General features: G+C 36.9%; 12 protein-coding genes. All 12 read left to right on the forward strand.

Annotation, left to right across the window (positions count from 1 at the left end):
• Positions 1–2: 2 nt before the first annotated feature.
• The 12 genes from smc to KD050_RS17535 all read left to right on the forward strand — a co-directional run bounded on the left by smc (position 3) and on the right by KD050_RS17535 (position 12,420).
• On the forward strand, positions 3–3,557 hold the full coding sequence (gene smc / locus KD050_RS17480; RefSeq protein ID WP_211893600.1) for a chromosome segregation protein SMC: 3,555 nt from the start codon (positions 3–5) through the stop codon (positions 3,555–3,557).
• Between the two features lie 13 nt (positions 3,558–3,570).
• Positions 3,571–4,599 carry a signal recognition particle-docking protein FtsY gene (gene ftsY / locus KD050_RS17485; protein WP_211893601.1) on the forward strand — a complete coding sequence of 343 codons (1,029 nt, stop codon included), beginning with the start codon at positions 3,571–3,573 and terminating at the stop codon, positions 4,597–4,599.
• 254 nt (positions 4,600–4,853) lie between these two features.
• Positions 4,854–5,183 (forward strand): putative DNA-binding protein, encoded by a 330-nt coding sequence (locus KD050_RS17490; protein WP_090562647.1) that lies wholly within the window; start codon positions 4,854–4,856, stop codon positions 5,181–5,183.
• 13 nt (positions 5,184–5,196) lie between these two features.
• On the forward strand, positions 5,197–6,552 hold the full coding sequence (gene ffh, locus KD050_RS17495) for a signal recognition particle protein (protein ID WP_211893602.1): 1,356 nt from the start codon (positions 5,197–5,199) through the stop codon (positions 6,550–6,552).
• A gap of 93 nt (positions 6,553–6,645) precedes the next feature.
• Positions 6,646–6,918, forward strand: coding sequence for a 30S ribosomal protein S16 (gene rpsP, locus KD050_RS17500; RefSeq protein ID WP_093535196.1), 273 nt, complete (start codon positions 6,646–6,648; stop codon positions 6,916–6,918).
• 14 nt (positions 6,919–6,932) lie between these two features.
• Positions 6,933–7,166: a KH domain-containing protein gene (locus tag KD050_RS17505; RefSeq protein WP_211893603.1), complete on the forward strand. Its 234-nt coding sequence runs from the start codon at positions 6,933–6,935 to the stop codon at positions 7,164–7,166.
• Between the two features lie 630 nt (positions 7,167–7,796).
• The gene (rimM, locus tag KD050_RS17510; protein ID WP_211893604.1) at positions 7,797–8,315 is read left to right on the forward strand and encodes a ribosome maturation factor RimM; all 519 of its coding nucleotides are present in this window, start codon (positions 7,797–7,799) and stop codon (positions 8,313–8,315) included.
• On the forward strand, positions 8,315–9,043 hold the full coding sequence (gene trmD, locus KD050_RS17515) for a tRNA (guanosine(37)-N1)-methyltransferase TrmD (RefSeq protein ID WP_211896343.1): 729 nt from the start codon (positions 8,315–8,317) through the stop codon (positions 9,041–9,043). Before rimM ends, trmD begins: the two co-directional genes overlap by 1 nt.
• A gap of 130 nt (positions 9,044–9,173) precedes the next feature.
• The gene (rplS, locus tag KD050_RS17520; RefSeq protein ID WP_093535190.1) at positions 9,174–9,518 is read left to right on the forward strand and encodes a 50S ribosomal protein L19; all 345 of its coding nucleotides are present in this window, start codon (positions 9,174–9,176) and stop codon (positions 9,516–9,518) included.
• Between the two features lie 566 nt (positions 9,519–10,084).
• Positions 10,085–10,645, forward strand: coding sequence for a signal peptidase I (lepB, locus tag KD050_RS17525; RefSeq protein WP_211893605.1), 561 nt, complete (start codon positions 10,085–10,087; stop codon positions 10,643–10,645).
• 14 nt (positions 10,646–10,659) lie between these two features.
• The gene (gene ylqF / locus KD050_RS17530) at positions 10,660–11,511 is read left to right on the forward strand and encodes a ribosome biogenesis GTPase YlqF (protein ID WP_211893606.1); all 852 of its coding nucleotides are present in this window, start codon (positions 10,660–10,662) and stop codon (positions 11,509–11,511) included.
• A gap of 138 nt (positions 11,512–11,649) precedes the next feature.
• Complete coding sequence (locus tag KD050_RS17535) at positions 11,650–12,420, forward strand: ribonuclease HII (protein ID WP_211893607.1); 771 nt, start codon at positions 11,650–11,652, stop codon at positions 12,418–12,420.
• Position 12,421 lies beyond the last annotated feature (1 nt).

The following is a 12,421-nucleotide window of genomic DNA, read 5'->3' on the forward strand; positions in this document are numbered from 1 at the left end:
CATTGTTCCTTAAAAGATTAGAAATTGTTGGATTTAAGTCATTTGCAGACCGTATAGGAATTGATTTTGTTCCTGGAGTAACTGCAGTAGTAGGGCCAAATGGTAGTGGAAAAAGTAATGTTACAGACGCAATTAGATGGGTGTTAGGTGAGCAATCTGCTAAATCCCTTCGAGGTGCAAAAATGGAAGATGTCATTTTTGCTGGAAGTGATTCTAGAAAAGCATTGAACTTTGCAGAAGTGACCTTGATATTAGATAACGCAGATCAGCGAGTTGCTCTTGATTTTGCGGAAATTAGTGTGACTAGAAGGGTGTTTCGTTCGGGAGACAGTGAATATCTGTTAAACAAACAAACATGTAGACTAAAGGATATTACCGATTTATTTATGGATTCGGGACTTGGAAAAGAAGCTTTTTCTATTATTTCTCAAGGACGAGTCGATGAAATATTAAATAGTCGACCAGAAGATCGTCGTACAATTTTTGAGGAAACTGCAGGTGTCCTAAGGTATAAGCAACGTAAAAAGAAAGCTGAATTCAAGCTAATTGAAACAGATGATAACCTAAACCGTGTGCTAGATATATTGCATGAACTAGATGGTCGTATGGAGCCATTGCAAATCCAGTCTTCTTTGGCGTCCGATTATTTAATGATGTCGGCTGAACTTAAGGATATTGAAATTGCGGTAATTGCCCATGATTTAAGACTATTTGTTCAAGAAAATATGGAGTTACAAAAAAAACTAGAAGAACTCCAGCAAATCAAACAGTCTTTGCTATTACAAATAGATGAATTGGAAAAAAATATTCAACAACATAGAAAAGTGATGTCTGATATCGATGAAAAGTTAGATACAGAGCAAAGCGAACTAGTTGAGTCAAGTTCTGAGCTAGAACGCTTAGAAGGCAGAAAACTGCTTTTGGCTGAAAAACAGCAAAATGCTAGTCAGCAAATATCGCAGCTAAAAAAAGCGCTAGAAGAAGAACTGCATAAAGTCCAAACACTTGAAGAGCAATTGAAAACTAATAGTATAGCCAAATCAGAAAAACTAGCTCAACTCAAAGAGCTTCGTGCCAAGAAAGTTCAAATTGATCATGTGTTAAGTAAATCGGCTTCCGAAATGGAAGAAGAAATTGAAGATTTGAAAAGTACGTATATCGATTTGTTAAATGAAGAAGCGACGATGAAAAATGAAATGAAGCATATGGAGCAACAACTTCACTTTGAATTAGTTTCTTCTGAAAAAATGATTGCAGATTATCAGGAAATCAAAGTCGAATTAGAAAAACTAACAATCCACAAAAATGAACTAGATCCATTATTGGCAAATTGTCAAAAGGAGCTACAACAAAAACTTGCGGATTATAAAAACAAACGAGAAGTTTCAGAACGCCTGGATGGCACATTCGAAGAACAACAAACAATGCTTCAAAAAGCCTATCAAATGAAACATCAAATGCAAGCAAGAAGAGATTCATTGGAAGAGTTAGAGTCTGAGTTTTCAGGGTTTTTCCAAGGAGTTAAAGAGGTTCTTATTGCGCGAGATAAAAAGGAACTAAAAGGAATTCACGGAGCAGTTGCCGAGCTAATTCAAATACCGGAATCGTATATGACTGCAATTGATACTGCTATTGGACCCCAATCTCAGCATATAATTACAGATAGTAGTCAGGATGCAAGAATTGCAATTGATTGGTTAAAAAAGAAAAGAGTGGGGCGAGCAACATTCCTGCCGCTGCAGGTTATGAAATCTCGTAAAGTAAACGAATTCACACTAAATTCTATCAAGGATCATCCGTCTTTTGTAGATACGGCGGATAAACTTGTAAATTATTCAGATGGTTATCAAATTATTGTAGAAAATCTACTTGGTAATATTATTATTGCCAAAGATTTAAAAGGAGCCAATGAAATGGCTGCTCGACTGCAATATAAATTCCGTTTCGTTACTTTAGATGGTGATGTAGTGAATGCGGGAGGTTCCTTAACAGGGGGTTCTGTTAAACAGCAATCTTCTTTATTTACTCGTAAAGCAGAGCTAGAGCAACTAAATGTTAAACTGGTGGAACTAGAAAAATCCGTTTTGGAAGCGGAAGTTTCTGTTTCAAAAAGAAAGCAAGAAGTACAAGAATTGAAAAAAGATCTTGAAGAAACTCGACTCTCTGGAGAACAACTAAGAGAACTTGAGCACAAACTGCTCTCGGAATCTAGAGAATGTGCAGCAATAATTTCTAGATTGACGAGTCAGTTATTAGAATATGATGAAGAAAAAACAGAAAAGAATCATCTACATGAAGGCTTAGTTCGTAAAAAAGAACAAACTGCTTCCAGAAGCGTAGAAATTAACGAGTCATTGACTTCTATTCAGAAAACAATTGACGAATTGCAGATGTTGAAACAACAATCCCTACAGGAGAAAGACAAATTCCAAAATGAATTAGGTGAATTACTATCTCTAATCGCAGTGGTCAATGAACAAATTTCTCAACTAGAGAAAGAGAATGTTCTTTTGGATCAAACTAGCGTAACGAGTATACAAAAAGTAGCAACCTTACAGAAGGAAATTGCCTGGTATGAAAACGATGACCAGGGTGGAACATCTCCAGAAGAATTGATGAAACTAATAGATCAACATAAACTGAAAAAAGAACATTTGGTTGTCCAAATTCAAACAGGTAAAACGAAGCGTACAGGACTTGCACAAACAATTTTACAAGCAGAAATTACATTAAAACAACTGCAACAACAAGCTAATATACAACTTACGGAAGAACGTACATTAGATATAAAACAAAGTAAAATAGAAGTAGAAATGAAAACGTTACAAAATCATTTAGAAGAAACATATGAAATGACATTAGAAGAAGCAGAGCGGGATTATCCATTTGAGATGGAAGAAAATCTAGCCCGTAAAAAGGTTAAATTATTGAAACGCTCTATCGAGGAATTAGGGCCAATAAATCTCAGTTCGATACAGGAATATGAGCAAGTAAATGAACGCCACTCATTTTTGACGGAGCAAAGAGAAGATCTGTTATCTGCTCAAGAAACATTACATGAGGTTATCAAAGAAATGGATGAAGAGATGACAATTCGTTTCGAAACAACCTTTAATGAAATTCAACGTCATTTTAAAGTGGTGTTCCGAGAATTATTTGGTGGTGGTCAGGCAGATTTAGTGTTAACAGATCCTACTTCATTACTTGATACGGGTATTGATATATTGGCTCAACCACCAGGAAAGAAACTACAAAATCTTTCTTTATTATCTGGTGGGGAACGAGCACTTACGGCCATTGCGTTACTATTCTCTATTTTACGCACACGTCCAGTTCCATTTTGTATTTTGGATGAAGTGGAAGCAGCGCTGGATGAGGCTAACGTAACTCGTTATAGTGACTATTTAAAGAAATTCAGTCATGATACGCAGTTTATCGTTATTACACATCGTAAGGGGACAATGGAGGGTGCAGACGTCCTGTATGGTATTACAATGCAGGAATCTGGTATATCTAAATTAGTTTCTGTTAAGTTAGAAGCGGAACTAGTAACTTAAAAGGAGTTTATATATGAGCTTTTTTAAAAAATTCAAAGAGAAAATGTTAGGTTCTACGCCAGAATCGGAAGAAACAGTTTCGATTACAAATAAGTTTAAGGAAGGGCTTTCCAAAACAAGGAACCAATTTACGTCAAAGGTAAATGATTTAGTTGCCAAATATCGTAAAGTGGACGAAGACTTTTTTGAGGAACTGGAGGAAATTTTACTTCAAGCAGATGTGGGTTTCGAAACAGTTACAGAATTGATGGATTCTTTACGATTTGAAGTACAACGCAAAAACATTAAAAATACTTCTGGAATTCAATCGGTCATTTCTGAAAAATTAGTAGAAATTTATAAAGCTGGAGAGGACGACATAACGGAACTTCAACTAGAAGAAAAAGGATTGTCTGTTATTTTGTTTGTCGGAGTAAACGGCGTTGGTAAAACAACGACTATCGGCAAACTCGCCCATCGTCTAAAAGGGGAAGGGAAAAATGTCATGCTAGCGGCGGGAGATACTTTCCGTGCTGGGGCAATCGAACAGCTTCAAGTCTGGGGAGATAGAGTAGGAGTCGAAGTCATTAAACAATCTGAAGGCTCAGATCCTGCTGCTGTTATGTATGACGCTGTAAGAGCCGCTAAATCACGTGGTGTCGATGTCTTAATCTGTGATACAGCAGGTAGATTGCAGAACAAAGTAAACTTAATGAATGAGCTTGAAAAAATTCATCGGGTAATTTCTCGTGAGATACCTGATGCTCCGCATGAAGTGCTACTAGCTCTTGATGCTACTACAGGGCAAAATGCACTTGTTCAAGCACAAACATTTAAAGAAGTAACAAATGTGACGGGAATTGTATTAACTAAGCTAGACGGTACTGCAAAAGGTGGTATAGTGCTCGCGATACGCAATAAACTTCATATCCCAGTAAAATTTGTTGGTCTAGGAGAACAGATGGATGATTTACAACCATTTGATGCCGAGAAGTATGTATATGGACTTTTTGCTGATGGATTAGAATTAGAAGAAGAAAAAGGGGAAGAGTCAGACAAGTAATTTTACTTGACAGAAGTATCTTCTCTTACTAAACTATAGTATGACAGGTGATTTGCGTGTGAAAGACATCCACGTAATCACTAGCCTCCGGCAGATGTCACAGATTTTGAAAGGTTTTAAAAGGATGTTAGCCTAAATACGTCGCATCCATGCGACAACGGCTAAACTGACCTGCATCACGCAGGACCTAGCACAATTCAAAATCTGGACGCAATTACGCTGTGGCGTAGTTGATATGGTAAGGAGAGATGGAAATGATTGAAAAAACAACTCGTATGAATTTTCTCTTCGATTTTTACCAGGCTTTATTAACAGATAAACAAAGAAGCTATATGCAACTTTATTATTTAGATGATTTATCCCTTGGAGAAATTGCGGAAGAATATACTATTTCTAGGCAGGCAGTATATGACAATATACGTCGAACTGAAGCTATGTTAGAAGAGTATGAAGAAAAACTTAGTCTATTTTCTAAATTTCAACGTAGACAAGAAACTGTAGAACAACTGCTTTCTCTTGTAAAAGATCAATCATCTGAAAAAGAACTGATTCAACTCATTAATCAATTAAAAGAATGGGATTAGGAGGCGAGCGAGCATGGCATTTGAAGGATTAGCTGAGCGACTCCAAGGCACACTTCAGAAAATAAAAGGTAAAGGGAAAATTTCTGAAGCCGATGTAAAAGAAATGATGAGAGAAGTTCGATATGCACTTCTTGAGGCAGACGTTAACTTAAAAGTAGTAAAAGAATTCGTCAAAAATGTATCGGATCGTGCCGTTGGGCAAGACGTGATGAAAAGTTTAACTCCTGGTCAACAGGTTGTTAAAATCGTTAAAGATGAATTGACGGAGCTGATGGGGGGAGAACAAAGTCAAATTTCTTTCTCTACTAGACCTCCAACAGTTATTATGATGGTCGGTTTGCAAGGCGCAGGGAAAACAACAACAACAGGTAAACTGGCCAATGTTCTGCGTAAAAAGTATAATAAAAAGCCATTATTGGTTGCTGCGGATATTTATAGACCGGCGGCTGTTCAGCAACTGCAAACCATTGGGAAACAGCTTTCACTACCTGTGTTTGCATTAGGAACAGATATTTCTCCTGTTGAAATAGTCAAACAGGCTATGGAGCAAGCTAAGGAAGAACATCATGATGTAGTTATTATAGATACTGCAGGACGTCTTCATATTGATGAGACACTTATGCAAGAGTTAAAGGATATCCGTGCGATTAAAGAACCTGATGAGGTGTTTTTAGTTGTAGATGCAATGACTGGACAGGATGCGGTCAATGTAGCGAATAACTTTAATGAAGCTATAGGCATTACTGGTGTCGTTTTAACGAAGCTAGATGGAGACACACGCGGTGGTGCTGCACTATCTATCCGTTCCGTTACTCAAAAACCGATTAAATTTGTCGGGATGGGTGAAAAAATGGATGCGTTAGAGCCCTTCCACCCGGAACGAATGGCTTCTCGAATTTTAGGTATGGGCGATATGATGTCACTGATCGAAAAAGCCCAGGCAAATGTCGATGAAGAGCGAGCGAAGGAATTAGAAGAAAAATTCCGTACGCAGAGTTTTACATTTGATGATTTCTTAGAGCAAATTGGCCAAGTGAAACAAATGGGACCTTTAGACGAAATTCTAAAAATGCTTCCAGGTGCAGGTAAAATCAAAGGATTGGAAAATGCGAAGGTGGATGAAAAACAGATGGATCGTGTAGAAGCCATCATATATTCTATGACTACGCAAGAAAAAACAACTCCTGAGATAATTAATGGACCAAGAAAAAAGAGAATTGCTAAAGGATCTGGTACATCTATTCAAGATATAAACAGATTACTGAAACAATTTGAAGACATGAAAAAAATGATGAAACAAATGACCAACATGCAACAAAAAGGCAAGAAAAAGATGAAATTGCCTGGTCTAGACTCATTGTTTAAGTAAAAAATATAGGGTGTTAAGAAAAAACACTTTACAAACAAATAAAAGCTTGATAATATACTATCTTGTGTGAAACTATTCGGAGGTGCAATGAAAATGGCAGTTAAAATTCGTTTAAAACGTATCGGAGCAAAAAAGTCTCCTTTCTATCGTATTGTAGTAGCAGACTCTCGCTCACCGCGTGATGGTCGTCAAATTGAAACAGTAGGTACTTATAACCCACTTACTAAACCAGCTGAAGTTAAAATTAACGAAGAATTAGCGTTAAAATGGCTTCAAGACGGTGCGAAACCATCTGATACAGTACGTAACTTGTTCTCAGAACAAGGAATTATGGAAAAATTCCATAACGCAAAACTCGGCAAATAATCGGAGGGGACAATGTGAAGCAGCTGATCGAAGCAATCGTTAAACCGATAGTTGATTATCCAGAAAATGTGAAGGTTGAAAAAGATGAAAGTGTAAACCGTATAGTTTATAAACTTTCTGTTCATCCTGAAGATATGGGAAAAGTAATTGGCAAACAAGGGCGTGTCGCGAAAGCAATTCGTACAATTGTTTACTCAGCAGCAGGCAGTCACCAAAAGAAAAAAACATATGTCGACATATTAGATTAAAGGGAGAACAATTTGTTCTTCCTTTTTTGATAGGTCAGAAAACTTTATACTACTCAGTACACTGGGTTCATGGGACTTAAATTAATGAAACTACTGATTTCCGTTTCAGGTGGACGCTTTCCGTGGGGTGAGCGATGAGCTATCACCGTCGCTAGCGCGTCGATGTGATATCTCATCTGTCTCACTCATCCCACTGGAGTCGCCACCTTTCACTACAATCAATATAATGTGTAGTACCCAACAAGAAGATTAAGCATAGCTTGTCGCTTAGATGATAAGATGTTCAAATTTTTAGTGATCAATTCAAATTCCTTGTAATCTTTTTTTAATCAGAAATGCTATCCAATGATAGATGAAGAAAGCAGAATTAAATTTATTTTTATACAATTAGTATAGAGACAGCCTGCTTATTTATGTGATATTGTATTCAACTTTCCTTATTAATAAGTGGTTATTATTGATTGTAGCGCAGGTCGGCGACTCCAGTGGGACAGCACGAGGGAGAGACTACAGGCTCGACTGTGCCCACGGAAAGCGTCCGACCGGAGAGGAAATCAATGGCATTTCTATGTTTTTGTTCTTAAAAACCTGGTTTTTTTGCCCGGTTTATCATACAAGGAGGTAATCTTAATGGAATGGTTTAATGTAGGTAAGATAGTAAATACACATGGTATTTGGGGAGAGGTTCGAGTGATCTCTACTACGGACTTTGCAGACGAACGCTACGAGGTTGGAAGCGAATTAGCTCTACATAAAGCTGATGGTTCAAAACCAATTATCGTTAAAGTGGCAAGCCATCGTCAACATAAGAACTTTGATTTATTAACTTTTGAAGGATATTCATTGTTGAAGGATGTTGAAGCATTTCGAAATGCAATTTTAAAGGTTTCTGAAAAATATCTTTCAGAATTAGAAGAAAATGAATTCTATTTTCACGAAATTATTGGCTGCACAGTAGTATCTACTGAAGGTGAAATCATTGGAACAATATCGGAAATTATTCAAACGGGTGCTAACGATGTTTGGACCGTCCGACCTGAAAAAGGGAAAAAAGACCACTATATTCCATATATCGAGGACATAGTGAAATCAATTGATATTGAAAACAAGAAAATCACAATTGAAGTAATGGATGGTTTACTGTCATGATGAGCATTCACATTCTTTCTCTTTTTCCGGAGATGTTTACAGGTGTATTTAATTCATCGATTTTGAAAAAGGCTCAAGAAAAGAATGAAGTAGCGATAAATGTAGTAAACTTTCGTGATCACTCTGGCAATAAACATCATCAAGTTGATGACTATCCTTATGGTGGGGGAGCTGGAATGGTGTTGAAGCCAGAACCTATTTTTAATGCAGTAGAGGCTCTTCCGCCGAGTCAGGGGACAAGTAGACGCATTATTCTTTTATGTCCGCAGGGAGAGCGTTTTACGCAGAAAAAAGCAGAAGAACTAGCACGAGAAGAAGAACTTGTTTTTATTTGTGGTCATTACGAGGGCTATGATGAACGAATTCGAGAGCATTTAGTGACGGATGAAATTTCCATAGGAGATTTTGTTTTAACAGGTGGCGAGCTCGCAGCTATGACTGTTGTGGATAGCGTTGTGAGATTATTGCCGAATGTACTAGGTAATGCAGAATCGCATGAAAAAGATTCTTTTTCTACTGGTTTGCTTGAGCATCCTCATTATACCCGTCCAGTGGAATTCCGAGGTTTTAAAGTTCCAGACGTTTTAATATCTGGAAACCATGCTGCAATTGATAAGTGGCGCAAAGAACAATCATTAAAAAGAACTTACATGCGCAGACCGGATTTATTGGAGCAGATAAAATTAACTTCCGATGAGGAGCGTTTATTAAAAGAAATAAAAAGATAGTAATAATTATTGCATCCAATAATTAGTTGTGTTATATTTTACTATGTACTTTTATGAAAAGTACTGATTTTGGGTGTTCCGCTGCAACAGCAACTGTGTGTAAGAGCATTCTACAGAAGGAGAGAAAATGATGCAAAACATTATTTCAGAAATCACTAAAGAACAATTACGTTCAGACCTTCCTACATTCCGTCCAGGGGACACAGTTCGTGTTCACGTTAAGGTTGTTGAGGGAACTCGCGAACGTATCCAAATGTACGAAGGTGTTGTAATTAAACGTCGTGGTGGCGGAATCAGCGAAACTTTCACAGTTCGTAAAATTTCATCCGGTGTTGGTGTTGAACGTACATTCCCTGTACACACACCAAAAATTGCAAACTTAGAAGTTACTCGTCGTGGTAAAGTTCGTCGTGCTAAATTGTACTACTTACGTGACCTACGCGGTAAAGCAGCTCGTATTAAAGAGCGTCGTTAATAGCAAAAGTAAATGTTGTAGCAAGAGTGTTTCTACTTTTGCTACAACATTTTTTATTTTGACTATGATCAAGAATTTCAAAAAAATGGAATTCATATTAAATGTACATAATAGATTCAATAGAAGGTAATCTCTATACAGCTCGTGTTAGAGATTACTCTTGTTAATGAATTTAGCCAAGTATTGAAAATGAATCACAGTTTCTAAGTCATATCAAAAGGGTAGCAATTCTCTTATGATCGTTATTTGCTTGGACATTTCAAATACTTGTGTTAATAAGTATATTACTCGCTCCTAATGCTGATTCACTTGCGAAACTGGAAAATTATCTATAATTTTAGGGCATTATCGGTGAAGAGGTGAAGAGTTTCACACAGGGGACAATGTGGTCAATCTTGAAAATTTATGTTTGGCTCTTAGATAGTGCATATCTGTATAGCAAGCATAATTACTAAGCATGCTACATATAAACAAAACACACAAACAACGAGAAAAATGGACATTTGTTTTTGCTTGAAAAGAGTTTTCCTTGTACAATAAAGACAATAACTAAAGGGGGCAAGTTGATGGAACAAGTAAAAAAAGAAAAGAATGAATTATGGGAGTGGTCAAAAGCTCTATTAATTGCTTTTGGGCTAGCAGCAATAATTCGCTTCTTTTTATTTACACCTATCGTAGTAGACGGAGAATCGATGATGCCTACTTTAAAAAATGGAGATCGTATGGTTGTTAACAAAATCGGCTATATGGTTGGTGAGCCAGATCGATACGACATAGTAGTATTTCATGCCCCAGAGCAAAAGAATTACATTAAGCGTGTCATAGGGCTCCCTGGTGATCATGTTGAGTATAAAAATGATCAGTTATACATTAATGGAAAAGCAATGGATGAACCCTATTTAGATCAATACAAAAGTGAAATAACGGAAGGTACACTTACAGATGATTTCACTTTAAAAGAGATTACTCAGGAGGAAGAAATTCCTAAAGGATATATTTTTGTTATGGGAGATAACCGAAGATATAGTAAAGACAGTCGACATATCGGCCTGGTTGCTATTGATGAAGTTATTGGTAATACAAATATTGTTTTTTGGCCTCTGAATGAAATTGGTTTTATTAAGTAAAAAGGAGGTGCACTATGACAATTCAATGGTTTCCTGGTCATATGGCCAAAGCAAGAAGAGAAGTAACAGAAAACTTAAAATTAGTAGATATCGTTTTTGAATTAATAGATGCACGTTTACCGCTATCATCTAGAAATCCAATGATAGATGAGGTTATACATCAGAAAACGAGATTACTCATATTAAATAAAATGGATATGGCAGATGAAACGCAAACTAAAAAATGGATTGCCTATTTCGAGGAAAAAGGACATCCTGCAGTGGCGATTAACTCTTTAGAGGGAAAAGGTCTCCAAACTGTATTTAAGGCAGCAAAAGAGCTGTTAAAGCCTAAATGGGACCGCATGAAGGACAGAGGTATAAAACCTAGAGCGATACGTGCAATGATTGTTGGTATACCTAATGTAGGAAAATCAACTCTAATTAACCGATTTGCAAAGAAAAATATTGCGAGAACAGGTAATACCCCTGGTGTAACGAAAAGGCAACAATGGATCAAAGTAGAAAAAGAAATTGAATTGCTTGATACTCCTGGTATTCTATGGCCGAAATTTGAGGATCAGCAGGTCGGGTATAAGCTTGCTCTTACTGGTGCTATTAAAGACGCGGTGATCAATATGGAGGATTTAGCGGTTTACGGCTTAAATTTTTTGCAGGAACACTATCCAAAAAGGATGGAAGACCGTTATCAGGTGAAAGAAGTCAGCGAAGATTTGGTGGAAACGTTTGACCATATTGGTAAGTTAAGAAGATGTTTTTCAAATGGTGGAGAAATAGATTACGACCAAGTGGCGGAGCTAATTGTACGAGACGTTCGTAATCTTCATCTAGGTAGATTAACATTTGATTTTGTGGAAGAATATTAAGCAAACATACTACCCTTTTTGCCAAATGGTAAAAAGGGTTTTCTCTTTTTAAAAGAAGCATTCACTGTTTGTGAAATTATTCAATATAATACATAATTGTCGATACATAGATTAAGAAATAGAAAGAATGTGAGAGAATTGTTAAGTTTAAAAGAGATCAAAGACAAATTGGAACAATCAACGGGCTCGGAAGCCTGGATAACTGAATTAGAACAGGATGAACGAATTGGTGCTCGAAAACTATGGACAAGCTGGAAAAGAAAACAACAGCTACTTCTACTAGAACGTCAATCGCATGAAGAAAAAGTCGTCTTCGATAGAAGTTATTGTTCTCAAACAAATGATTTAGTGGCAGGAGTAGATGAAGCCGGTAGAGGACCTTTAGCTGGACCAGTAGTGACAGCGGCTGTAATACTTCAAAATAATACAGAGGATTTAATAGGTCTTGATGATTCTAAACAATTGTCACGAAAAAAGCGAAATGAATTAGCTGAATGTATTAAGCGAAATGCAATTGCGTATTTCATTCACTTTCAATCAGTTGAAAAAATAGATCAACTCAATATTTATGAAGCAACTAAACAATCCATGACAGAGGCTGTATTAAGTCTAAAAACAAGACCAAATGTTGTTTTAGTAGATGCAATGAATTTGCCAATCGATATCGAAGCTCATTCCATTGTAAAAGGTGATGCACAAAGCTTAGCAATTGCAGCGGCGTCCATATTAGCAAAAACGGCTCGAGACGAATACATGGACCAATTACACGAGCAATTTCCAATGTATTTATTTAACAAACATGCAGGCTATGGCACAAAGCTACATATCGAAATGATCGAACGGTACGGCCCAACCCCGCATCATCGAAAGACTTTCGAACCGATTAAATCTATATTAAGAATGAGGTGAT

Source organism: Psychrobacillus sp. INOP01 (assembly GCF_018140925.1).
Lineage (GTDB): Bacteria > Bacillota > Bacilli > Bacillales_A > Planococcaceae > Psychrobacillus.